We start from the raw sequence: 24864 nt of genomic DNA on the forward strand, positions 1-24864 counted from the left end.
TGCGTTCCCCACCCCATCGAGTTGCCGTCATTGGCTCCCTAACTGCTGCTGCGAGCTACGACCGGAGGACTTTCGACACGAGTCCACGTAGCGACATGGTGATCATCTAAGTGCACGATGGGGACCTTGGGCTGTGCAAGAGCCACATATCACCCAAACGAGCGCAAATCTCACCCCAGATATTTACGGGGCTAGAGCCAGCCTTCGCGCTCCGCCCTTAACACCGCGGCTTCCCTGCTCGACACGCCAAGCTTGCGATAAATGGCTTTGACATGGGTTTTCAGCGTGTTGGAAGAAACGAAGATCTCGTTCGCAATCTCTTTCTGCGATTTGTCCTGCGCCAACTTACGCAGAATCTCGAACTCGCGTCCCGTCAGCCGCGCGGAACCGTCAGGGAGGGAATTAACCACCCGGGGGCTTCTCCCGTCTCGCGCCGGCCAACCATCGATTGTGGAAGCCGCGAAATCCAGCACGTCATCAGGGAAGGCATCGAGATCCTCGGATTCCAGCCCTCCCGATAGAGCCAGCAGCAAGGCTTCGCGGGCTTCTTCGAACTTCTCGAGCCGGAGATAGGCTGCACTCATTCCTGCTATCCGCCACACATCGATCTTCCACATGCGGATTCCGTCTCGGGAACCAATCCGCTTAGCAACTTTGAGGGCGTGATGGTGCCGCCCGGCAGCAAGCTCGATGTCTAAGAGGGCAACCTCCGTTGCTACATACGCAGGATCGGCTCCTTTGAGCAGATGTCGCGCAGCATCGAGATCGCCTTTGGCGATACTGACATTGACACGCGCAACAGGAAACACGCTTCCCGCCACGCCCTCTCCCGGGATCTTGGCGAGCGGTGTCCTCTCGAGGCTCGCCAGCCGATCTAGCAACTCCCGATAGCGGCCTGCCCGGCACAGCGTGCGCCGCAACGCAATGACGTAGAACGGCCACATCTCACCAAGCGAATGCAGTGGAATCGAGTCGAGTCTCTTGATCGCAGCTTCGCTATCGGCCACCTCGGTGAAGGCGAGTGCGAGCTCAATCGTCGCGTCAATGCCGGGTTCGACCCACGAGTGAAGGCGCGGTATGGTATCAACTTTCGTGAGTGCTCTCTGGACGTCGGACGGCCTGCCGAAGGCGCCGTGAAGAAGCGCTTCCTTCGCGTATGCATCGCGCGTCAGAAACGCCAGGCTGGGCACCATGGGCTGCATCTGGGCACGGACGAAGCAGTCAAGAGCACGCCGGGGCTCCCCTGCCAATAATGCAGTGATGCCGAGCTGGACAGGCAGCAGGACTGCCATTCCACTGCTGTCGGAGAAGAGCGGCGTCATGGAGCCCATGCGATTGTCGATCACATCGAGCTGCAGCATGAGTTCGGGGGTCAAATGTGCGCGTCCCGCTAGTCTCAGTTTCATGATCGCGCCGACAAGTCTCATGAACTCGGCTGAGAAGGGAGGGTCAGGAGACCCAGAGTCGGGAGCGCAGCCTTTAGTTTTGTCGTTGTCAGCGCTGAAGATCGACAGCATTCCGCGCGCGAGGCCGCGCTCGTCGACACCTCCGTCAACAATGCTCGTGAGCATGGCGTGAAAGATGCTGGGTTCCAGGCCGAAATGCGCGGCAAGAAGGTGATCCTCAATAGTCCGCGCAAGCACCGGAAGGTTACGTTCCTCGTATAGCCTCTCAAGTTGGCGCACGATAATTGAAAGCGTCGCTTCAGAATTCTCGCTGCGAACCGAGCTCGCCCTCCCTGACGTCTGCAGAGCTTCGCCCGGTGCACTGACCACTTTAAGTTCGCCAGAAGTATTAACCATGAATTAGCCCTCACGTTCACTTCCGAACCCCATCTGGAAACGCGCCGAGAACATCAAGCAACGCCTTGGAGTATCGAAACTCCTACAAGATGCATGACGATCCATATTCATCGATAGACTGTCATCATCCCTGTAGCGGATACTATCGCCCATCTAAGCAATTTACACACTGAATGTCAGCAAATGGGCAATGATGGTCGAATATTATATGCAGTAACGTCCCCATCTAGGGCTAAGGTCCTTTGGTTGCGAAGGGCGCGTGTCAGCCGAAGGTTGCTTCGCCACCAATGGCCATGCGCCGAATCGGAGGTCGAGAAAGACGTCGCTGGCGTTCTCTTCCGATCTACTTCAGGCCATAGCGTCCAGCAAGCGATGGTCCCTGCTGCGCCAGAGTGCCGTTCGCCGAGAGTTCCATCCACGAACTCAACTCGCTGCTCGGCCTCGCATTCGCTTCAGTCGATCCGCAACGCCTGTGGGTCAACCCGGATTGTGGGCTGAAGACTCGCGGCTATCGACGATCGCCTCGATCCGCAATCTCGTGACCGCCGCGAAAACCCTTCGAGAGTCGATCTCCGCGCGGTAGGCATCCTGGATAGCAGTACCGCCCCCGCGCGGGGGGCGATACTGGGGATCTCCCTTAGTGGGTCTCGACTGTCAGCGTCATGCCGCGGCTGCCGACCTCGGTCGGCGCATCAACCGTGACGGTGTCTCCATCGGTGACGGCCCCGGCAAGGATGAGCTTGGCAAGCTCGTCTCCGATCTCGCGCTGGATCAGCCTGCGGAGCGGACGCGCCCCGTAGGCCGGGTCGTACCCTTCGACAGCCAGGTAGTCTCGCGCCGCTGGGGTGACGTTGAGCGAGATCCTCCTGCTCTCCAGGCGCTGGGCGAGGTGGCCGACCTGGAGTTCGACGATGGCGGCGATGTCTCTCATGCCGAGTGGGTCGAAGTGGACGATGTCGTCGAGCCGGTTGAGGAACTCGGGTTTGAAGGCGGCCTGGACTGTCCGGTCGACATTCGCCTTCTTCTCCTCGTCGCTCAGGAGGGGATCCGCGAGGAACTGGGATCCGAGGTTCGAGGTGAGAATGAGGATGACGTTGCGGAAGTCCACTGTCCTCCCCTGGCCGTCCGTCAGTCGCCCGTCGTCGAGGACCTGGAGAAGAATATCGAACACTTCGGGGTGCGCTTTCTCCACCTCGTCGAGAAGGACAACAGCGTAGGGCCGGCGCCGGACGGCCTCCGTGAGCTGACCGCCCTCTTCGTAGCCCACGTACCCGGGAGGGGCACCGACAAGACGGGCAACGGAATGCTTCTCCGAATACTCGGACATGTCGATGCGGACCATGGCCCGCTCATCATCGAAGAGGAAGTCCGCCAGCGACTTGGCGAGCTCCGTCTTGCCCACACCGGTGGGGCCGAGGAAGAGGAAGGAGCCGGTGGGCCGATTTGGATCTGCCACTCCTGCTCGGGTGCGCCGGACAGCATCGGACACGGAGGCCACCGCCGACTTCTGGCCGATCAGACGCTGGCCGATCACATCCTCCATGTGCAGCAGCTTCTCCGTCTCGGTTGCCAGGAGCCTGCCGACAGGAATCCCCGTCCAGGCCGCGACAACCTGGGCGATCTCATCGGCATCCACCTGCTCCGCGATCATCGGATCAACGCCGTCGAACGGGCTGTCTTCCGCTTCCCCCTCGGCGATCTTCCGCTCCACCTCAGGGATCTCCCCGTTCTGGATGCGCCCAGCATCCTCATACCGTCCGTCGCGGATGGCACGCTCCAGCTCGGTCCGCAGCTCGTCGAGCTTCACCTTGAGGTCGCCGACACGGTTGCGTCCCGCCTTCTCGTTCTCCCACCTGGCGTTGAGAGCGGCAAGCTCCTCCGACTTGTCGGCGAGTTCGCCGCGAATCTTCTCGAGGCGTTCCGCGCCAGCATCGTCGTTGTCGTCCCCGAGAGTATCCACAAGGTAGGACTCCTCCATGGTCAGCCTGTCCACCTGCCGCTGGAGAGTGTCGATCTCCTCCGGCGATGAGTCCAGCTCCATGCGCAGGCGCGAGGCCGCCTCGTCGACAAGGTCGATGGCCTTGTCCGGCAGCTGCCTGCCGGAAATGTAGCGGTCTGAGAGTTCAGCCGCCGCGACGAGCGCACCATCGGAGATGGTGACCTTGTGGTGCGCTTCGTATTTGGGTGCAATGCCGCGCAGGATCGCGACCGTATCCTCGACGGAGGGCTCTCCGACGAAGATCTGCTGGAAGCGCCGTTCGAGGGCAGGATCCTTTTCGATGTTCTCCCGATATTCGTCGAGAGTCGTTGCGCCGACGAGCCGGAGTTCGCCGCGGGCGAGCATGGGCTTGAGCATGTTCCCCGCATCCATCGCACCGTCCGAGCCTCGTCCGGCACCGACAACGGTGTGGAGCTCGTCGATGAAGGTGACGATCTCTCCGTCGGATTCCTTGATCTCGTGGAGGACGGCCTTGAGGCGCTCCTCGAACTCGCCCCGATATTTCGCTCCTGCCACCATCGCCGAGATGTCGAGCGAGATGAGGCGCTTGCCGCGGAGGGACTCGGGAACGTCCCCGTCGACGATGCGCTGGGCGAGACCCTCCACGACGGCGGTCTTGCCGACGCCAGGTTCACCGATGAGAACGGGGTTGTTCTTCGTCCGACGTGACAGCACCTGGACGACGCGACGGATCTCGGCATCGCGGCCGATCACCGGGTCGAGCTTGCCATCGCGGGCGATCTGGGTCAGATCTTGACCGTACTTCTCGAGGGCTTCGAAGGTTCCCTCTGGGTCTGGGTTATCGACCTTGCGGTTCCCGCGGACCTGTCCGAGAACTCCCTGCAGCTGGTCGCGGGATGCTCCCGCCGAGCGCAGAATATCGCCGGCGCTGGATTGGGATGCGGAGAGGCCCATGAGCAGGTGCTCGGTTGAGACGTAGGCGTCTCCCATCGCCGTCGCTTCCTTCCCCGCATCCGACAGCACGAGGCTGAGCGGACGTGACGGGGACGGCTGAGCCACGGACGCCCCCTGGGCGCCCGGCAGGGCCGTCAGTGCGGCCTGGGCGCGCCCGCTGAGGGCGGCCCGGTCGACGCCGATGGCGTTGAGCATGGCCACGGCGACGCCATCGCCCTGGCCGAGCAGTGCGGCGAGCAGATGGATGGGTTCGAGCTGGGGATTCCCCGCCCGCACCGCCATCTCCAGCGCCGCAGAAATAGCTTCCTGTGACTTCGTTGTGAACTTATCCATGACACTCCTCAATGTCGTTCTGATCTACACAATAGAACGCAAATAAACTTGAGTCTAGTCCACTCAAGAAATGAGTGTGTCACAGATCTCGACTGACAGCCCGTAGCTCCCCCTGAACCGGCCTGATCCCCGGACCCTGGACCCTGGGCCGCAATGATTCAGGGCCGATCGGGACAGCGTCCGCACCAGACAGGACCGGGCCGCCGCTCTAGCCCGCGCTCGCCATAGGCTCCCGGATGCTTGGCCACGGGTCCGCCTTCTCGACATCGGATGCGAGCGAGAGCAGCAGCGCGTCGCCGCCGGGCTTGACCGCTCCGAGCATTGCCCCGAACGGAAGCTCGACACCATCGACGACGGCACGGTGGACGGGGAGGCTGATCGAGGCGTTTCCGGTCAGATTCCATGTACTGGCCCACGGGGTGAAACGCTTCTGCGCCTCGAAGTCCTCTCCACCATCCGGGAGCTTGAGCTCTCCGGGGAAGGCAGGGGGCCCGGAGAGAGTGGGGCTGAGGATGACGTCAACGTCCGCCCATCCGAGCGCCGCCTTCCGCGTGAGAGCCTGCACGGCGTTGACGGCGGATCCGAGATCCGTCGCAGACAATCTCTTCCCCTGCTCTCGCAGCCACCTGGTGAGTTCCGTGACGTTCCCTTCATCCTCAGCCGTCAGCGGGATCGCGGCGGCAGCCGACGTCCACAGCGGCATGAAAGCCTCCCAATCGCGGGGAGTGAAGGGCCGGTGAACCGTACGTACCGAATGTCCGAGAGACTCGAGCGTTCCCGCGAGGCGCAGGGCGGCCTCTTCGGCCTCTGGATGAAGGTCGACATCGCCCACGTTGAGCGGATCGAGCAGCAGGCCGACCTTCAGCAGCCCCGTGCTCTGCCTGCTTGCCGCGAGATAGCTTCCTGCCCGCTCGAGGACAGCATCCCGGGGCGGATGGTAGGTCTCCCCGGGCCAGGGATGTGCGAGAACATCGAGGAGCGCAGCCGAATCCTCGACGGTGCGGGTGATCACCCCGTGGGTTGTCAGCCCGGAACCGCTCACCCCGCGGGGCCCGGGAGAGACGACGCCCCGCGATGCTTTGAAGCCCACCGTGCCACAGCAGGCGGAGGGGATGCGGAGGGAACCCCCACCATCTGAGCCGTGTGCGGCGGGAACGATACCGGCGGCGACGGCGGCCGCCGCTCCGCCGGAGGAGCCCCCAGCCGTTCGTCGAACATCCCACGGCGTGCGGGCGGGCGGGCCGATCTCCGGTTCCGTATAGGCCGGGAAGCTGAACTCAGGGGCTGTCGTCTTTCCCACCATGACGCTGCCGGCTTCGGCCAGGAGCGTCACCACGCCCTCGTCCTCCTCGGCAACGTTGCCGACGAGGATCGCGGCGCCCTGTTCCCAGGGCTCGCCGGCCACGGCTGTTGCGTCCTTGATCGGGAGCGGCACACCATCGAACGGGAGTGGGGCACCCTCCTCGACGCGCTGGTCGGCCGCCCTTGCCTCCCTATCCGCACGATCGGCTGTGACGTGGGCGAACGCTCCCACCTCGGGGCAGGCATCGATCCGGCTGCGGGTGTGGGCGAGGACCTCTGCCGCACTGACCTCCCCGGAGGCGATCGCGCGGGCAAGGTCGAGTGCGCTCAGTTCGTGAATGATCATGCCACCATCTTTCCATGCAGGGTAGGTCACACGACCATCTCTCCCGATCGAGACTGAAGTCCCAGCAAAACGTCGCCGCCATATTGTGGCGTGTCGCGACTGACACCCTTTTCCACCAGCAAATCTGGAGAAAATAGACATACTGCAATATGTTGGAGGAATGAATGGAAGCGTCGCCCTTGGAATCCCGTCCGTGCGCTCGGACGAGCCGGATGTATCGGGTCGGCCGAACACACCCCTGCTCGGTGACCGCTATGGTCGGGTTGGGCGGGACCTGAGGGTCTCGCTGACCGATAAGTGCAATCTGCGGTGCCAGTACTGCATGCCCGAGGAAGGTATTGACCCGCTTCCGAACGATCGCCTTCTCACGGACGATGAGATCGTCCGCCTCATCGCCATCGCTCTCGACAAGCTCGGTATCGAGGAGATCCGCTTCACCGGCGGTGAGCCGCTGCTCCGCAAGGGTCTGGAGAGCATTGTCGGGCAGGCCGCCGCGATGACGAACCATCTCGGGCTCAAGCCGGAGCTGTCGCTGACCACGAATGCTCTCGGGCTTTCGAGGAGGGCCGCCCGCCTCAAGGAAGCCGGCCTTGATCGTGTCAATATCTCGATCGACTCTGTAGACCGCGACATCTATGCGAAACTCACGCGGCGAGACCGCCTTCATGACGCGGTCGAGGGGGCACGTGTCGCCCAGGAGGTTGGGCTCACCCCCGTCAAGGTCAACGCCGTCCTCATGCCAGGGGTGAATGACGATCAGGCTTCCCCTCTCCTCGCGTTCTGCCTCGATCACGGCTATCAGCTACGTTTCATCGAATACATGCCGCTCGGACCGCGCGGGTCCTGGAAGCGCGGCGACATGATCACGGCTGGCGACATTCTCGAGATGCTGGAGAAGGATTTCACCCTGACCCCGCTGGGAGACACCGTGCGCGGCACGTCCCCCGCCGAGCTGTGGCGGGCCGAAAGCCCCCACCACCCCGCGGGCAATGTGGGCATCATTGCCTCTGTCACGAGACCGTTCTGCGGGAACTGCGACAGGACGCGCCTCACGGCAGACGGTAAGATTCGCAACTGCCTTTTCGGTGATTCAGAGGTCGACCTCATGGGCCTCATGAGATCCGGGGCGAGCGATGATGAGATCGCGGACCGCTGGCGCGGCGCGATGTGGATCAAGAAGGCCGGACACGGCATCGACGACGAGGGCTTCCTGCAACCGGACCGCCCCATGAGTGCAATAGGTGGATAGATGGTCGAGATACGTTACTTCGCTTCCGTTGCTGAGGCTGCGGGAACACCCAGAGAGAAGGTTGCCCTCCCGGAGGGCATGACCGCGGGTGAGCTCCGCTCACACCTGGCGCAGTCGAGGCCCGGGGAGTTCTCTCGCCTCGTCGGCATCTCAGCTCTCCTCGTCAACGGCGTCAGTGCCGATGACGTGTCGGTCCTGCCCTCGGCCGCCACAGTCGACGTCCTCCCGCCGTTCGCAGGCGGATGATCCGTTAACAGCGAAGGGGGACGATCTGTGATCGTCCCCCTTTGCTGTTTCCGCCACCGCAGCCGGCGTGCCGGGATTCCTGGGGCCGCGTTGAGCTTTTGTGGATATCGGCTGGTCGGAAGCATCGTCGTTGCGCCCGCACCTCTGCTCCTCCCCATTTCGGCAAGTCTCACCTGCTCTAAAGACGTCCAGGTTCACCGTACTCGTCGAGGGCCAGGGGGGCGCCCTGCGCTGACCTGGAGGATCGCCGTCAGCGGCTGGATCCGGGTCAGTCCGACGGCTCTCCCACCCGGGACGTTCTTCCCACCCTGAGCTTCTTGCCTCTCGGATCCTTGATGGGAGTCACACGTCAAAGGAGCCACATCATGTCCCCCGTCACCGACCACAGGGTCTCCCGCCGAACATTCGTCACATGGTCCGGCGTTGCCGGCGGTTCAGCCGCCCTCGTCGCCACCGCCGCCCACCTGGGCATGCCCTCTCGGGCAACGGCCTCTCCCGCGGGCAGGGAGGTGGATAAGACTGTCTGGAACTCGTGTCTCGTCAACTGCGGTTCGCGCTGCGTCCTGCGCTTCGAGGTCAAGGACGGCACGATTGTCCGGGAGCTTCCCGACAGCTCCGGAACGAACGAGATCGTCGATCCCCAGCTGCGTCCCTGCGTCCGCGGGCGTTCCCTGCGCCGCCGCGTCTACGATCCCAACCGCATCAAGAAGCCGATGCGGCGCAAGCCCGGCACCCTGCGGGGCGCGGGCGAGTGGGAGGAGATCTCATGGGATGAGGCGATGGAGACGATCGCCAGCGAATACAAGCGCATCGTCAGCACCTATGGCCAGGAATCGATCTACAACCAGTACGCCTCGGGCGTGACCGGGGGCAACATCATCCTCGGCTCCTGGTCTCGGCTGCTCTCGCAGATGGGAGGGTACGTCGGCTGGTACGGCTCCTACTCCACCTCCCAGATCACCCGCTCCATGCCCTTCATGTACGGCAAGCGTTTCGAATCGAACTCGATCGCGGATTCGAAGCACTCCAAGCTCGTCATCTACTGGGGCAACAACCCTGTCGAGACTCGCATGTCAGGCGGAAACAACATGTGGAGCGCCCAGAAGACGCGGGCCGATCACGGGGTGCGCACGATCGTCATCGACCCCCGCTACTCCGATACTGCGGTCACGATCGCCGACGAGTGGATTCCGATCGCTCCCGGGACGGATGCTGCCCTCGTCGCCGCACTCGCGTACGTCATGATCACGGAGGATCTCCACGATCAGCAGTTCCTCGACACGTACTGCGTCGGTTTCGACGAAGACCATATGCCAGACGGTGCTCCCGCCCATGCCTCCTACCGTTCCTACGTCGAAGGCCTCGGCCCCGACGGGACCGTCAAGACACCGGAGTGGGCCTCGGAGATCACCGGGATCCCCGCCGACCGTATTCGTTCGCTGGCACGTGAGATTGCCGAAGCGAAGCCCTGCTCGATCCTCCAGGGCTGGGGCATCCAGCGTCAGGCGAACGGCGAATACAGCTGCCGCGCGATCATGATCCTGCCCCTCTTGACCGGCAATGTCGGCATCAACGGCGGCGGCAACGGCTCCCGAGAGGGCACGATCCCCTTCCCGCTGGCCAGGTTCGGGGGAGAGAACCCGATCCTCACGAAGATCCCGTCGTTCAAGTGGAGCGAGGCGATCGATCACGGCACGGAGCTGACGGCCACCAAGGACGGCATCCAGGGACGCGATGCTCTGGAGACCAACTTCAAGATGATGTTCAACATCGCCGGCAATATCACGATGAACCAGCATTCGGATCTCAATGCGACGCGGGAGATCCTGCTCGACGAGACCAAGTGCGAACTGATCGTCACGGTCGATACGCACATGTGCGCGTCTGCTCAGTACTCCGACATCGTGCTGCCCTCGACGACGAACGCGGAAGAAGTCGACTTCATCGGATCGGAGTATGCGGGCGATACGGCGTACGCGATCTATGTCGATCAGGCCATCGCCCCGCTGCACGACACGAAGTCGCACTACGACATGTGCACTCTCCTCGCGGAGAAGATGGGGATGAAGGACGAGTTCACGGAGGGGCGCACGCAGGAGGAATGGCGTTCCCATCTGATCGAGGAGACTCGTGCGGCCGTTCCCGATCTGTGGTCGGAAGAGGAGTTCAGGGAGAAGGGCGTGTTCCGGATCAACAACCCGGAGGGCACGTTCGTCGCCAACCGCGACTTCCGCGAAGATCCCGCAGCGAACCCGCTGGAGACCCCGTCGGGGCTTATCGAGATCTACTCCCAGCAGCTGGCTGAGATGGCGGAGGAATGGGAATTCCCCAACCCGCTGCCGGGCGATGTTCTCATCCCGCTTCCTGAGTACGTTCCCACGTGGGAGGGCGTGGAAGAGGCGCGCACGAACGAGACGTATCCCCTCCAGTGCATCGGGCACCACTTCAAGGGCCGCACCCACTCCTCCTATGCGACGATCGACTGGACCGTCGAGGCGCATCCGCAGCGGATCTGGATCAGCACGGAGGACGCCGCCGCCCGCGGCATCGCCAACGGAGACCTCATCGAGGTGTTCAACGATCGCGGCCGCATCTCCTCCCCCGCGCTCGTCACCCCTCGTATCGTTCCCGGTGTCATCTCCGTTCCCCAAGGCGCATGGTACGACCTCAAGGACGGTATCGATCAGGGTGGCTGCATCAATACGCTGACGAAGATCCACGCCTCTCCCCTCTCGAAGGGCAACCCGCAGCACACCAACCTCGTCCAGGTGGTCAAGGCATAGCGGCCGGCTGACCCGACTCGGCCACGAGCACACATAACGGACATACCGGGGCATAGCGCCCCGGTATTCCATTTACCCAAGGGTGGACTGACCATATTCCTGGGAGTTCGCCGAAAACTGCCCTCGGGACGCCGCTACGGACGGGCACGATGACTTTGTCTCGACTAAACCGTGGAAATCCGCCGTTTCAACGCCCCATTACTCCCCGTTGGCACGATTTGTCGTGGGACCTTTAGCCCGGTAGCAGGTTGTGTATTTGTCAGATTCTTGGGTGAAGCCACACAAAGAAGGAGCCACGATGACTTCCCCTGTTATTGACCGCGAGGTCTCTCGCCGTTCGTTCATGAAATGGTCGAGCATTGCCGGCGGTTCAGCCGCCCTGGTCGCCACGGCCGCCCACCTGGGCATGCCGGGCACGATGTCCGCGGCCGCCGCGGATGGCATGGAAGGGGTTGACGGCACTTTCTGGAACGCTTGCCTGGCGAACTGTCAGTCCCGATGCCCGCTGCGCCTCCAGGTCAAGGACGGCACCGTCGTGCGCGTCCTCCCGGACAACACGGGCTCGGATGAGCTGGGCGATCTTCAGATCCGCGCCTGTGTGCGCGGACTCAACCAGCGCGAGCGCATCTACTCCCCCGACCGGATCAAGAAGCCGATGAAGCGCACGGGCAAGCGCGGCGAGGGCAAGTGGGAGGAGATTTCCTGGGAGGAAGCCTTCGACACGATCGCCTCCAACATGAAGAGGGTGAAGGACACCTACGGCAACGAGGCGATCTGGTACCACTACGGTTCCGGCTCGACGGGCGGCAACATCACGAAGCGCGGCACGTGGCCGCGCCTGCTCAACAGCTATGGCGGCTACCTCGGCTACTACGGCGACTACTCGACCGCCCAGATCACGGCAGCGTTCCCGTACCAGTACGGCGGCTGGATGGCATCGAACTCCCTCGAGGACGCACAGAACTCCAAGCTTCAGGTCATGTTCGGCAACAACCCGCTCGAGACCCGCATGTCAGGCGGCGGCGAGCTCGGTGTCGTCCAGAAGATTCGCCGCGAGCACGGCGTGCGCACCATCATCGTTGACCCGCGCTACTCGGAAACGGCCGTTGACGTCGGGGACGAGTGGGTTCCCATCCGCCCCGGCACGGACGCCGCCCTCGTGGCCGGCCTCATCTACGTCATGGTGGAAGAGAACCTCCAGGATCAGGACTTCCTCGACAAGTACTGCGTCGGCTTCGACGAGAAGACCCTCCCCGAGGGCGCCCCGAAGAACTCCTCCTACCGCGCCTACCTTGAGGGCAAGGGCGAGGACGGCATCGAGAAGACCCCCGAGTGGGCCGCCGATATCACCGGTTACCCCGCGGCGAAGATTCGCAGGCTTGCCCGTGAGATCGCCACGGCCAAGCCGTGTGCAGTCACCCAGGGCTGGGGCGTGCAGCGCCACGCCAACGGCGAGAACAATGCTCGTGCGATCTTCACACTCGCCGCGGCGATTGGCCAGATCGGCATCCCGGGCGGCGGCAACGGCGCCCGGGAGGGCAACTTCTCGATCCCCGTCAAGGCATTCCCCCTCTTCGACGGGGAGGCCCCGCCTGTCGCGACCCAGATCTCCTGCTTCAACTGGATCGACGCCATCGACCATGGGCCGGAGATGACGGACGTGCGCGATGGTGTGCGCGGCAAGGAGAAGCTTGATGTCGGCATCAAGCTCATGGTCGTCAACGCCTCGAACACTCTTATCAACCAGCACAACGATGTTCACGTCACGCAGGAGACCCTGGCGGATGACACGAAGTGCGAGTTCATCGTCGTCATCGACCATCAGTGGACTCCGAGCTGCGACTGGGGCGATATCGTCCTCCCCTCAACCACGAACTTCGAGGAGAACGACCTCATTCCCGGGGCGTCCTGCTCCGATACTGGCTGGTCGATCTGGGGAGCCAAGGCCATCGAACCCCTCTATGACACGAAGACCGGGTACGACATGTGCACGGAGATTGCGAAGCGTCTCGGCATCGAAGAGGAGTTCACGCAGGGCCGGACCCAGGAGGAATGGCGCACGTGGCTCTTCGAAGAGACCAAGGCCGGGTTCCCGGACTTCCCCTCGGAGAAGGAGCTTGAGGAGATGGGAGTCTTCCGCTTCCGCAACCCGAACGGCCACTTCATCGGCATGAAGGACTTCCGTGAGGATCCCGAGGCGAACCCGCTCATGACACCGTCCGGGAAGATCGAGATCTACTCGGCACCGCTGGCGGAGATGGCGGAGACGTGGGTGTTCGAGGGCATCACCGAGGGCGACAAGCTGACAGCGCTCCCCGAGCACATCGATACGTGGGAGGGCGCTCTCGAGGCCCGCACGAACAAGGACTACCCGCTCCAGTGCATCGCCCACCACTACAAGGGCCGCACGCACTCGTCGTATGCGAACCTCGCGAAGAACCTCGAGGCACACCCGCAGATGGTGTGGATCAACCCTGACGATGCGGAGGAGCGCGATATCCGCAACGGCGACATCGTCGACGTGTTCTCCTCGCGCGGCAGGATCCGCACCGAGGCCCGCGTCACCCCGCGTATCGCACCCGGCGTCGTCTCGATTCCCCAGGGCGCCTGGTACACCCCGGACAAGGACGGCGTCGACGTCGGCGGCAACGTCAACACGGTCATGAAGTACCACCCCTCGCCGCTCGCGAAGGGCAACCCGGGGCACACCTCGCTCGTCCAGGTCGAGCTCTACGAGCGCTACACGAAGTAGAGGAAGAACCCTGACAGGGGCGGACGCGGCACACGCCGCCTCCGCCCCTTCGGCGTCCCGGCCGACATCCGCACGAGGTGCTCTGGCGCGATCGCCAATGAGAAAAACCATTTAAGCAAGGAAAAGTGGGCTTAATTCGTTGCTTCTTCTTCCGTGAGCGAGAGGCCACAATGCTGGCGATAGTTTCTTTGGCAACTTTCTTTTCCGTGCATTTGCGCAGGTAAACGCCTTATCTCAACATCGAGAGAGTTTTCGGCTGGGCCGAAACTTTCTAGATTCTGCGGCGCAGACGAAAGTCCCATGCGCACCAATTTCTTGCGGTAAAACTTCAATTAAACACGTTAAAAATATCCACCAACCCTTGGGAAGAGAAGGTTGACAATGACAATTATGGAGAACGAGGTGAAGCGCGGATTATCGCGCCGCTCCTTCATGAAGTGGTCCGGTGTCGCCGGCGGCTCTGCCGCACTCGTCGCCACCGCCGCTCATCTCGGCATGCCGGGCACCGCACCGGCCGCCGCTGCAGACGGCATGGAGGGCGTCGACAAGACGGTCTGGTCCGCCTGCACAGTGAACTGCGGTTCGCGATGCCCGCTGCGCCTTCAGGTGAAGGACGGCACTGTTGTCCGCGTCCTGGCCGATAACACGGGCACTGACGAGCTCGGCAGCCAGCAGGTTCGCGCCTGCGTCCGCGGCCGCTCGCAGCGCCACCGCATCTACTCCCCCGACCGTCTCAAGAAGCCCATGAAGCGCAAGGAAGGCACCAAGCGCGGCGAAGAGCAGTGGGAAGAGATCTCGTGGGATCAGGCTCTCAACGAGATCGCCGACAAGATGATCGACATCAAGAACCGCTACGGCAACGAAGCGTTCTACATCCAGTACGGAACCGGCGTTCTCGGCTCCATCATGGCCTGCTCCTGGCCGCCGGACGCCACGCCTCTCGCCCGCCTTCTCAACACCTTCGGCGGCTACCTCGACCACTACTCGGACTACTCGACGACCGAGATCACCCAGGCCTACCCGTACCACTACGGCTCGTGGGTCAACGGCAACTCCTTCGATGACGTGAAGAACTCCAAGCTTCAGGTCATGTTCGGCAACAACCCGCTCGAGACCCGCATGTCAGGCGGTGGGCAGCTGTTCGTCACCCAGGACATCAAGAAGCGCTACGGCGTCAAGACGATCGTCATCGATCCCCGCTACTCGGAGACCGCAGCGATTCTCGCCGACGAGTGGATCGCCCTCCGTCCCGGCACGGACGCCGCTCTTATCGCCGGCATGATTCACGTCATGATCCAGGAAGACCTCCAGGATCAGGACTTCCTCGACAAGTACTGCGTCGGCTTCGACGAGAAGACCCTCCCCGAGGGCGCCCCGAAGAACTCCTCCTACCGCGCCTACCTTGAGGGCAAGGGCGAGGACGGCATCGAGAAGACGGCCGAATGGGCCGCCGATATCACCGGTGTCTCGGCAAAGAAGATCCGTCAGCTCGCTCGTGAGATCGCCACGGCCAAGCCCGCCGCGATCACCCAGGGCTGGGGCCCGCAGCGCCACGCCAACGGCGAGAACAGCGCACGCTCGATCTTCATGCTCGCGGCAGTGACCGGCAACGTCGGCATCCCCGGCGGCGGCACCGGCGCCCGCGAGGGCGCACAGGGCCTGCCCCTGTCGAACTCCTTCAACACGGAGATCATCAACCCGACAGAGAAGATCATCTCCGTGTTCTCCTGGCTCGACGCCATCGAGCACGGCCCGGAGATGAACACGTTCAACTCGGGCGTGTACGAGAAGGTCGCCCCGGGCGTCCGGGACCACAAGGTTCCCGTCGACGACAACGGCGTTCCCACGAACGTCAGCCTCGAGGTTCCGATCAAGGCTGTCTTCCAGTACGGCTCGAACTCACTCGTCAACCAGACAGGTGACAACAACAAGTCCGTCGAGATCCTCCAGGACGAGTCGAAGGCCGAACTCATCGTCACATGCGATATTGCCTACACCGTCTCGGCACGCTACTCGGACTACATCCTGCCCGGCACGTCGACCGCAGAAGAGTCGGATATCCACCCCGGCTCCAACGGCGGCCCCATGGCATACGGCATCATCTCCTCGCAGGCCATCGATCCGCTCTACGAGTGCAAGTCGATCTTCGACATCTGCACCGAGCTCGCTGATCGTCTCGGCACGAAGGACGAGTTCACCGGCGGGAAGACCCGTGAAGAGTGGCTCGAGCAGATGATTTCGGAGAGCCGCGAGGCCGAGCCGGCACTGCCCTCCTACGAGGAGTGGAAGGAGATGGGCATCTACCGCATCGATAAGGGCCCGGCGGTTGCGCTGGCAGACTTCCGCGAGGATCCCGAAGCGAACCCCCTCCCCACCCCGTCGGGCAAGATCGAGATCTACTCCGACCGCTTGGCTGCGATGGCCGAGAAGTGGGAGTTCGGTGTGTTCCGCCCCGAGCTGGCCGGCGACAAGCTGACCGCTCTGCCGGAATTCGTCGAGACCTGGGAAGGTGCACTCGAAGCTCGCGCTTCCGAGGAGTACCCGCTCCAGGTGATCGGGCACCACTTCAAGGCACGCACCCACTCCAGCTACGGCAACGTGGACTGGCTGAAGGAAGCCCACATCCAGACCGTGTGGATCAACCCGGTCGACGCTGCCGCCCGCGGCATCAAGAACGATGACGAGGTCTTCGTCTACAACGATCGCGGCACCGTCAAGCTCCCCGCGAGGGTGACGGAACGCATCGTTCCGGGCACGCTCTCCATCCCCCAGGGTGCATGGTTCGATCCGAAGCCCGCTTCCGAGGTCAAGCCCCCGAAGGAAGCAAACCAGGACATGCCGGTCGACATCGCCGGTTCGGTCAACACACTCACGTCGCACCACCCGTCGCCGCTGGCAAAGGGTAACGCCGTCCACACCACTATTGCCAACGTCGTCAAGGCTTGAAAGAGGTAAAGAATCATGGCCACCGCTGAGATAACAGCAGGAGCAAACTACGGCTTCTTCTTCGACCAGACTCTGTGCACAGGCTGCAAGGCCTGCCAGATCGCCTGTAAGGATAAGCACGACCTTCCGGTCGGCATCAACTGGCGCCGCGTCGTCGAATACTCGGGCGGGTCCTGGCAGCAGTCAGGGAACACCTTCACCCCGAACATTTTCACGTACTACACGTCGATCGCCTGCAACCACTGCGAAGATGCGATCTGCATGGAGGTCTGCCCCACGACGGCGATGAGCCGCCGGGAAGACGGCACCGTCTACGTCGATTCCGACAAGTGCGTCGGCTGCCGCTACTGCGAGTGGGCATGCTCCTACTCCGCACCGCAGTTCAATGCAGACACGGGCCAGATGACCAAGTGCGACCTCTGCTACGACTACCGGTCGACCGGTCAGGATCCGGCCTGTGTGGCGGCATGCCCGTCGCGCGCACTCGACTGGGGTCCGATCGATGAACTCCGCGAAGAATACGGCACGACGAACAACATTGCTCCGCTGCCCGACCCGTCGCTCACCCAGCCGCGCCTTGTGATCAACCCGCACCGCGATGCCCAGACGTGGGACTCCAGCACCGGCGCCATTGCGAACCCGAAGGAAATCTAATGAATCTCCATGAACTGCCAATGATCATCTTCACGGTCCTGGCGCAACTCAGCGTCGGCGCTTTCGTCGCCCTCGGCGTCATCAACTTGTTCGGTATTCCCCGGTTCGGTCGTGACACGATCGAACGCGTCACGGATCCCGCGATCTACGCGATCGGTCCGACACTCGTGTTCGGCCTCATCGCCTCCATGTTCCACATGAATGACGTGACGAACGTTCTCAACGTGGTTCGCAACTGGGATACATCCTGGCTGTCCCGCGAGATCATCTTCGGTGTCGGCTTCGCCGGACTCGGCTTCCTCTTCGCCATCATGCAGTGGTTCAAGATCGGCACCCACGCGGTCCGCCAGATCATCGCAGGCGCCGCGGCAGTCGTCGGCCTTGCCCTCGTCTACTCGATGTCGATGATCTACGCGACACTCGTGACGGTTCCCGCATGGAACACGTGGGCTGTCCCGTTCCAGTTCTTCGCCACAACCTTCCTGCTGGGCGCCCTGGCTGTCGGTGCCGCGATCCTCATCCACATGTCGCTCCGCTTCAAGGCGACGGATGCTCCGGTTGATACCCCGGCTCCGTCCGGCGGCTCTGTCGGCCTTCTTGAGAAGACCCGCACCCAGGCCGCGACAATGGCACGGACGCCCCTCAAGGCAACCTCGAAGGATGCTCAGGCTGGCGTGACGATCGTCCGCTGGGTCTCGGTCGCATCGGTCGTCATCGGTGTCGCCATCTTCATCGGCTACATCTTCCACGTCCTCAACCTCGCCAACGGCGTGGCTGAAGCGCAGCTTGCCGCTCAGGAATACGAGTCCGGGTTCTTCCTCGTCCGCCTCGCCCTCCTCGGCATCGCCGCCATCCTCCTCTCCGTGTTCACGTTCAAGACCGCGAACCAGGAGTTCAAGAGCCCCAACACGATGATGATCCTCATGGTCTCGGCTCTCGCACTCGCAACGGTCTCCGAGTTCATGGGCCGCTCCATCCACTACGACACGCTCTTCCGCGTGGGCATGTAGTCCTGTCACGATGAAGGGCGGCACCGATCGGTGCCGCCCTTCATGCTTGCTCAGCCTCAGCCCTGCTGATACTCCGCGACGAGTGTCTTGATCTGGGCGACGAGATCGGTTGCCCGACCATCGCCGCGCCCCGCGGCGAGGCCGATGAGGAACGCGGTGAGCGGCGCTCCCGGACGGGACGGGCCGTGCGCGATCTGGCCGATAAGGCCAAGGAGCGGGCTCTCCACCTCGGCCATGACCTCCGGTGCGATGTTGAGCTCTTCCGCAACGGCTCCGAGCCAGTTCCGCATCGCCTCCATCTTCTCCGGATTATCAGTATTTGCCATTATTCCTACCTTTCATGGGCGTCATGCCCTCATTCTTCCACGACGCTAGACTTAACGCAGAACCCCCTTCTAAGGAGAAACGTGAACCCTTCACTACCATCGCCCGAATCGCTCGACCGTCTCGCTGCAGCGTTCGCGACGCTCGGTCGACTCCACCTGCAGTCCCCCGATCAGGAGACCCTCGATCAGCTCAACGAGCTCCTCGACGAGTGGCCGCTCGAGGCGACGGGTGACACCCAGTTCGGCCTCGACCAGATTCGGGCCTCGTTCGAGAAGGGCGAGACCGTTGCGGAGATCCGCCGCGACCACAACCTTCTGTACGGCGTGACGGCCGGCGCGAAGGTTCCCCCCTACGAGTCCGTGCACCGCAACCAGGACCGCCTCGTCTTCGACACGGAAACACTCGAGGTCCGTGCCGAGTACCGGAAGCTCGGCCTGCAGGCGCCCAAGCTCAACCAGGAGCCCGATGATCACATCGGCCTCGAGTTCAACTTCATCGCCCAGTCCTGCCTGCGGAGCCTCGATGCTCTCGACCAGGGATCGACGACAGACGCGTCCCGCTACTACGGCATCGGTGCCGTCTTCATGACGCAGCACATCATGGAGTGGGCGCCGCAGATGCTCGAGACGGCCGCCGAGGCCGCTGATACGAGCTTCTACTCCGGCATCATGTATCTCTCGCTCGGGGCGATCACCGCCTACTCCGAGGCCCAATGACCACACTCCGCCTCCTTCACTCCTGGCTCCGAGCCAACGAGCCCGGCCCGATCGCTCTCATCGATCAGGGTGTGGAACCGCTCGTGGCGGAGAAGACGATCCCAGCGATCATGCTTGCCGGGCCCCTGGCGGAGGTGCCCACCCACGAGATCCTCGAATCGCTCGAACTCGGTGCCACGATCATCTACCTCCACGGGGATCCCGGCCCCCTGACGGGGCTGATGGCAACGCTCGCGGCCGCGAGTATCGACCGCGTGCGCCTCGGGGTGTGCGCGGTGAAGCCCCGCGAATCGTTCGGCTCGGACGATGTGCCGCACTCGCGCCGCGATCTCTTCGGCCTCGGCCGATCAGAGAAGCCGCTGCCGGACGAGGGAATGCTTGCCCCCGATCGGGAACGGCTGGCACTCAAGCAGCTGCTGACCGCGGAGGGTGTGGACAGTGCCGCCCTTGCGGACATTCCCGGGCCTGGACTGCTCCTGCATGTGAGCGGATGTACCGCGTGCGGGGTGTGCGTGAAGACCTGCCCGACTGACGCTCTTGAGCTCAGCCACCTCGAGACGGGACCGGATCGCCGGATCACGACGCTGGCGATGGACGACGGGAAGTGCGTGGGCTGTGGGGACTGCATCGAGCTGTGTCCCGCGGATGCTTTCTCCAACGATGGCACCCTGTCGTGGCAGACGAGGCTCGGGGGCCGATCCCGCCGTCCGCTCGAAACGGTGCCCACCGTTCGCTGCGAACGGTGCAAGACGTTCTTCCCGCTCCGTCAGGGCGGAACGCTCTGCACGACGTGCGCGGCAACCCGCGACAACCCGTTCGGCGTGCGATGGCCCGAGGGCGTACCCAAGCCCCCCGGGGCACGCTTCTAGACTGATCCCCACCCTCAGGGTGGGGATCAGTTCGTTCAGAATCCGGATAGGTGCTTCAAGGGACTGTGGTTAGGCGGAGCCTGTCCACTCGTGGGTGCCGTCTGGGAACTGCTGCTTCTTCCACACGGGAAGCTGGAGCTTCACCTGTTCGACAACCTCGTTGAGAGCGGCAAAGGCCTCCACTCGGTGGGCGGCCGAGACGGCCGCACCCAGGGCCAGATCGCCCACGTCGAGGTGCCCGGAGCGATGGACGACGGCGATCGCGAGACAGCCGGAGGCTTCCGCTACCTGGTGGGCGACACGGGCGACAACCTTGTCAGCATCCGGGTGCGCCTCGTAGTCGATGGAGTTGACCGACCTGCCGGCGTCGTGGTTGCGGACGATCCCCGTGAATGTCAGGACCGCTCCAGCCTCGGGACGCTCGACGAGTGCGACGAGACGATCCATGTCGATCGGCTGATCCGTGACGGTCGCATAGACGACGTCAGCATCGTGATCGGGATGCTCTGCGGCATGCTGCGCTTCCCACGTCGCACGAGCATGCGCTGTGGGGGTCACCTTCGCTCCATGATGGTGCGCGGCGGGCACCTCCAGGGCCGATACGTGGCCGCCGTGATCGTGGGAGACGTGCGGAACCGGGTGATCGCCTCCCTCGAGCTGATCGACGATGTGGTCGAGAAGGGGGCCGATGACATTGATCGTGTCGGTGACACCGCCGCGCGATCCGGGCGCGTTGACGACGAACGCGTCGACACCATCGACGGTGACGATGCCGGCAAGGGCACGGGACAGCGGGGCCGCGGGGGCGTTCTTCGCGGCCTGCCTGATGAGGGACTCGATCCCGTCGAGGCGTTTCGACATGAGGGGGAGTGTTCCCTCCGGCGTCTCGTCGCGGGGCGAGATCCCGGTCCCGCCGGTGGTCACGATGACGCGGGCTCCGGCCCGGACCGATTCCTCGATCGCGGTGCGGACGGAATCCGCGCCGTCGGGGATGATCCGAGTGTCGGTCACGTCGACGGACCACCCGCCGAGGAGGGCGGTGGCCAGGGGGCCGGACAGGTCTTCTCTATCACCGCTGGAGCATCGGTCCGAGACGGTGAGGACATGGGCGCTAATCACCCGCTCATCCTACCCTCCCGCGGAAAGATACAATACGACGGTAGTCCCACAAATCGGACACGACGGGACGAGTAGAATCACCTTTATGCTTCCTCTCGTCGAACCCGGCCCCGTGCTGACCCCGGAACAGACCGTCCGATACTCCCGCCACCTCATGCTCCCCGAGATCGGGGACATCGGGCAGCGCAGGCTGAAGAATGCGAAGGTTCTCGCCATCGGTGCGGGCGGACTCGGTTCACCCTCCCTCCTTTATCTCGCGGCGGCGGGCGTGGGAACGCTCGGCGTCATCGACGATGATCGCGTTGATCGCTCCAATCTGCACAGGCAGGTCCTCCATACGGACGCTGGCGTCGGCACCCCCAAGGCCCAGTCCGCGGCCGATGCTCTGACTGCGCTCAACCCTGACGTCCAGGTGATCCAACACCAGTGCCGTCTCACCGACGAGAACATTGACGAGATCTTCTCCGAGTATGACGTTGTCATGGATGGGACAGACAACTTCCAGACGCGCTACCTGGTCGAAGCGGCCTGCACGCGTCTCGGCATGCCCGAAGTGTGGGGGTCGATCCTCCAGTTCAACGGTCAGGTCTCTGTCTTCTGGACGGGTGAACGAGCCGTCGCGGCAGGCGCACCCGGCCCCGACGGGGTGAGCCTGCGGGACCTGTTCCCCTCCCCGCCCCCGCCCGGGGATGTGCCCTCCTGCGGCGACGTCGGGGTCCTTGGCGCCCTGCCCGGCCAGATCGGCACGATCATGGCAACGGAGGCAGTCAAGCTGATCTGCGGGATCGGCACGCCCCTGATCGGCCGCGTCATGGTGGTCGACACGCTCAAGGCGGAGATCTATACGGTTCCGTTCTCCCCGCGCCCGCTGCCTCGGCCCGAGCCGATCTCCGCCCAGGATCTCCTCCCCTACTGCTCGGCCCCCAAGGTGCCCGAGGTCGACATCGTCGAGTTCAGGAAGCTCCGAGAGGACGGCGTCCGCATCCTCGACGTTCGCGAGAACGAGGAGCGCGAGGCGGCCTACCTGCCCGGCACGGAGCACATCGTGCTGTCCGAGCTTCTCGCACATCCCGAGCTCGCCGCGGGCGAGCAGCCCGTCTACGTGCACTGCAAGGCAGGTGCCCGCAGCGCCCGCGCCGTCGAGGCCCTCGCGCGTGTCGGGATCAGGGGCATTAATGTTAGTGGTGGCCTGGACGCATGGCAGGCCGCTGGTTTTCAGGTGGAAGGCGCACAGTGATTAGTTTCGACGAGTACCGGGAGCATGTTCTGTCCCTCGGTTCGCCCGTGTCGACGGAGACTCTCCCGTTGCACGCCGCAGACGGCATGGTGACGGCGGAGCCGATCTTTGCCCGCTTCGCTGTCCCGCCCTTCGACAACTCGGCCATGGACGGGTTCGCGGTGCGCGCGGATGACGTGGCCGACCTTCCCGTGACGCTGCGGGTGAGCGCCGATATCCCGGCCGGTCGGACCGATGTCCCCGAGCTGGAGCCTGGCACCGCGATGAGGATCATGACGGGCGCCCCCCTGCCCTCAGGCGCAGATACCGTCATCCAGGTTGAAAAGACGGAGAATGCTGGCCAGAACATGGCCTCGGAAGCTCCCGAGGAGGTCACCTTCCTCGAGACCGCATCCACAGGTGCGAACGTGCGCATGGCAGGGGAAGACATCGCTGCGGGCGAGCTGGCCCTCGAGGCCGGGGTTCGGCTGGGTCCCACCCAGCTCTCCGCCCTCGCATCGATCGGGCACGGCTATGTCTGCGTCCACCGGAAGCCCGTCATCGGGATCCTGTCGACGGGCTCGGAGCTGCGCAGGCCCGGGGAGAGCCTCTTGCCGGGACAGATCCCCGACTCGAACTCCACGCTTGTCCGCCTCATGGTGCGTGCCGCGGGCGGGAAAGACGTTGTTCTCTCCACGTCCTCGGACGATCCCGCCCACCTCGCAGCCACCCTCGAGAAGCACGGCGCCTACCTTGACGGCCTCATCACGACCGGCGGCGTCTCCGCGGGAGCCTTCGACGTCGTCAAAGAGCACCTTCGCAGCCGCGGCGTCGACTTCGTGTCAGTGGCCCAGCAGCCCGGCAAACCACAGGGCTCCGGCCTTGTCGCTCTCGCAGGCCGCCAGATCCCCATCGTCTGCCTTCCCGGCAACCCCGTCTCCGTGTTCGTCTCCATGAAAGTCTATGGGGAGGCCATGATCGCCACCCTGGCGGGCATGCGCGACACGACGATTCCCTGGCAGACATGGCAGACGGGCACATCCTGGAGAACCCCGGAGGGCAGGGCTCAGTTCATGCCCGTCGTGGCCGAGAACGGTTTCGTGGTACCTGCCGCGTCGGGCGGGTCCGGATCCCACCTCGTGTACTCCCTCATGAAGACTCGCGGACTCGCATACGTTCCCGCGGATGTTGACGAGATCGCCGAAGGCGACGCTGTGAAAGTGTGGTGGCTGTGAAATTTACTCACCTGACGTCGAGCGGTGACGCTCACATGGTCGATGTGTCCGGAAAGACGCCGTCTGTGCGGGAGGCAACCGCGGTCGGCACCGTCACCTGCTCCCCCGATGTCATCGCAGCCCTCCGGGACGGCACCGTGCCCAAGGGGGATGTTCTCGCCGTCGCACGGATCGCCGGGATTGCGGGCGCCAAGCGGGTACCGGACCTGCTGCCCCTCGCACACCCGATCGCACTCCATGCGGCAACGGTCGACCTCTCCATCGAGGACCATGGCGTCGACATCTCGGTCACGGTCCGCACGGCCGATATCACCGGGGTTGAGATGGAGGCACTGACGGGCGTCACCATCGCGGCTCTCGCCATCGTCGACATGATCAAGGGCGTGGACCGGTCGGCTGAGATCACCAGCTGCCGCATCATCGCCAAATCGGGGGGCCGATCAGGCACGTGGACTCGCCCATGATCGGCGCGATCGTCCTCGCTGGCGGCAGGGCAACCCGCCTCGGCGGTGCCTCCAAGGGAGACGTCACGGTCGGGGCCGACACGATGCTCACGCATGTCACGAATGCCTGCCAGGAGGTGGGCGTCCCCAGAGACAACATCGTTGTCGTCGGGCATGCTCAAACAGACCTGAAGAGAACGGTTGAGGATCCCCCGCACTCCGGGCCTGCCGCGGGGATCGGTGCCGGCTTGGCTCACGTGACCGGCGATCGCCTCTTCATCCTCTCCTGCGACATTCCTTTCATCGCCAGCGGATTACCGGTTCTCATCGATTCGTTCGAGGGTGATGGCGTGTGCTTCGGCGGGGTACGCACCCAATACTTAGCAGGTCTCTATTCCACATCTGCGGTACGCGCAAGAGTGGCCGAACTGCAGAATGAGGGTGGGCTCGTGAACCTGCCCGTCCGCGCTGTTCTCGGCGCCCTCACGGTGACAGTTCTCGGGCCCAACCCGGCAGCGAACGACGTCGACACGTGGGATGAGGTGGAGTGCGCGAGGGAGGCCGCCGCACCATCCGATTAGCCTGCTGCCCCTAGACTCACG

19 protein-coding genes are annotated in these 24864 nt (G+C 63.7%); 14 read left to right on the forward strand and 5 right to left on the reverse strand.

Features of this window, described 5'->3' with window-relative positions; all coding sequences use genetic code 11:
• Window positions 1-191: 191 nt before the first annotated feature.
• Window positions 192-1802, reverse strand: a complete 1611-nt coding sequence (locus tag H2O75_RS09750) for a LuxR C-terminal-related transcriptional regulator (protein WP_182171445.1) — start codon at window positions 1800-1802, stop codon at window positions 192-194.
• Window positions 1803-2194: 392 nt separating this feature from the next.
• On the opposite strand from H2O75_RS09750, the gene H2O75_RS10945 reads away from it, so the two are divergent.
• Window positions 2195-2344, forward strand: coding sequence for a hypothetical protein (locus tag H2O75_RS10945; RefSeq protein WP_259365249.1), 150 nt, complete (start codon window positions 2195-2197; stop codon window positions 2342-2344).
• A 95-nt stretch (window positions 2345-2439) separates the two neighbouring features.
• On the opposite strand, the gene clpB is transcribed toward H2O75_RS10945, so the two are convergent.
• Both clpB and H2O75_RS09765 read right to left on the reverse strand, forming a co-directional pair.
• Window positions 2440-5049 carry an ATP-dependent chaperone ClpB gene (clpB, locus tag H2O75_RS09760; RefSeq protein WP_182171448.1) on the reverse strand — a complete coding sequence of 870 codons (2610 nt, stop codon included), beginning with the start codon at window positions 5047-5049 and terminating at the stop codon, window positions 2440-2442.
• Window positions 5050-5257: 208 nt separating this feature from the next.
• Window positions 5258-6697 (reverse strand): amidase, encoded by a 1440-nt coding sequence (locus tag H2O75_RS09765; RefSeq protein WP_182171451.1) that lies wholly within the window; start codon window positions 6695-6697, stop codon window positions 5258-5260.
• Window positions 6698-6857: 160 nt separating this feature from the next.
• Here H2O75_RS09765 and moaA point away from each other — a divergent pair, with 160 nt between their 5' ends.
• From moaA to H2O75_RS09800, 7 genes are all read left to right on the forward strand, one after another.
• Window positions 6858-7946, forward strand: a complete 1089-nt coding sequence (moaA, locus tag H2O75_RS09770) for a GTP 3',8-cyclase MoaA (RefSeq protein WP_182171454.1) — start codon at window positions 6858-6860, stop codon at window positions 7944-7946.
• On the forward strand, window positions 7947-8192 hold the full coding sequence (locus H2O75_RS09775; RefSeq protein WP_182171457.1) for a MoaD/ThiS family protein: 246 nt from the start codon (window positions 7947-7949) through the stop codon (window positions 8190-8192).
• Window positions 8193-8557: 365 nt separating this feature from the next.
• Complete coding sequence (locus H2O75_RS09780; protein WP_182171460.1) at window positions 8558-10975, forward strand: DMSO/selenate family reductase complex A subunit; 2418 nt, start codon at window positions 8558-8560, stop codon at window positions 10973-10975.
• 298 nt (window positions 10976-11273) lie between these two features.
• Window positions 11274-13727, forward strand: coding sequence for a DMSO/selenate family reductase complex A subunit (locus H2O75_RS09785; RefSeq protein ID WP_182171463.1), 2454 nt, complete (start codon window positions 11274-11276; stop codon window positions 13725-13727).
• Window positions 13728-14108: 381 nt separating this feature from the next.
• A complete protein-coding gene (locus H2O75_RS09790; protein ID WP_182171466.1) occupies window positions 14109-16673 on the forward strand; it encodes a DMSO/selenate family reductase complex A subunit in 2565 nt (854 codons plus the stop codon).
• Between the two features lie 15 nt (window positions 16674-16688).
• The gene (locus H2O75_RS09795; RefSeq protein ID WP_182171469.1) at window positions 16689-17327 is read left to right on the forward strand and encodes a DMSO/selenate family reductase complex B subunit; all 639 of its coding nucleotides are present in this window, start codon (window positions 16689-16691) and stop codon (window positions 17325-17327) included.
• On the forward strand, window positions 17327-18337 hold the full coding sequence (locus tag H2O75_RS09800; RefSeq protein WP_182171472.1) for a dimethyl sulfoxide reductase anchor subunit family protein: 1011 nt from the start codon (window positions 17327-17329) through the stop codon (window positions 18335-18337). The genes H2O75_RS09795 and H2O75_RS09800 overlap by 1 nt, the downstream gene beginning before the upstream one ends.
• Window positions 18338-18393: 56 nt before the next feature.
• Here H2O75_RS09800 and H2O75_RS09805 read toward each other — a convergent pair whose 3' ends face one another.
• Window positions 18394-18663, reverse strand: a complete 270-nt coding sequence (locus H2O75_RS09805; protein ID WP_182171475.1) for a DUF6457 domain-containing protein — start codon at window positions 18661-18663, stop codon at window positions 18394-18396.
• An 81-nt stretch (window positions 18664-18744) separates the two neighbouring features.
• Here H2O75_RS09805 and H2O75_RS09810 point away from each other — a divergent pair, with 81 nt between their 5' ends.
• Window positions 18745-19380 carry a TorD/DmsD family molecular chaperone gene (locus H2O75_RS09810; RefSeq protein WP_182171478.1) on the forward strand — a complete coding sequence of 212 codons (636 nt, stop codon included), beginning with the start codon at window positions 18745-18747 and terminating at the stop codon, window positions 19378-19380.
• Window positions 19377-20249: a 4Fe-4S dicluster domain-containing protein gene (locus H2O75_RS09815; protein WP_182171481.1), complete on the forward strand. Its 873-nt coding sequence runs from the start codon at window positions 19377-19379 to the stop codon at window positions 20247-20249. The genes H2O75_RS09810 and H2O75_RS09815 overlap by 4 nt, the downstream gene beginning before the upstream one ends.
• A gap of 69 nt (window positions 20250-20318) precedes the next feature.
• Here H2O75_RS09815 and H2O75_RS09820 read toward each other — a convergent pair whose 3' ends face one another.
• Window positions 20319-21368 carry a molybdenum cofactor biosynthesis protein MoaE gene (locus tag H2O75_RS09820; protein WP_204736356.1) on the reverse strand — a complete coding sequence of 350 codons (1050 nt, stop codon included), beginning with the start codon at window positions 21366-21368 and terminating at the stop codon, window positions 20319-20321.
• Window positions 21369-21453: 85 nt separating this feature from the next.
• Here H2O75_RS09820 and H2O75_RS09825 point away from each other — a divergent pair, with 85 nt between their 5' ends.
• From H2O75_RS09825 to mobA, 4 genes are read left to right on the forward strand one after another with little or no spacing between them, the layout of a single operon-like run.
• Entirely contained in the window at window positions 21454-22605 is a 1152-nt protein-coding gene (locus H2O75_RS09825; protein ID WP_182171485.1) for a ThiF family adenylyltransferase, read from the forward strand.
• Window positions 22602-23819 carry a molybdopterin molybdotransferase MoeA gene (locus tag H2O75_RS09830; RefSeq protein ID WP_259365250.1) on the forward strand — a complete coding sequence of 406 codons (1218 nt, stop codon included), beginning with the start codon at window positions 22602-22604 and terminating at the stop codon, window positions 23817-23819. Before H2O75_RS09825 ends, H2O75_RS09830 begins: the two co-directional genes overlap by 4 nt.
• A complete protein-coding gene (gene moaC, locus H2O75_RS09835) occupies window positions 23816-24283 on the forward strand; it encodes a cyclic pyranopterin monophosphate synthase MoaC (RefSeq protein WP_182171491.1) in 468 nt (155 codons plus the stop codon). The genes H2O75_RS09830 and moaC overlap by 4 nt, the downstream gene beginning before the upstream one ends.
• Entirely contained in the window at window positions 24280-24843 is a 564-nt protein-coding gene (gene mobA, locus H2O75_RS09840) for a molybdenum cofactor guanylyltransferase (RefSeq protein ID WP_182171494.1), read from the forward strand. The genes moaC and mobA overlap by 4 nt, the downstream gene beginning before the upstream one ends.
• Window positions 24844-24864 lie beyond the last annotated feature (21 nt).

This window comes from Flaviflexus equikiangi (assembly GCF_014069875.1).
Classification (GTDB): domain Bacteria; phylum Actinomycetota; class Actinomycetes; order Actinomycetales; family Actinomycetaceae; genus Flaviflexus; species Flaviflexus equikiangi.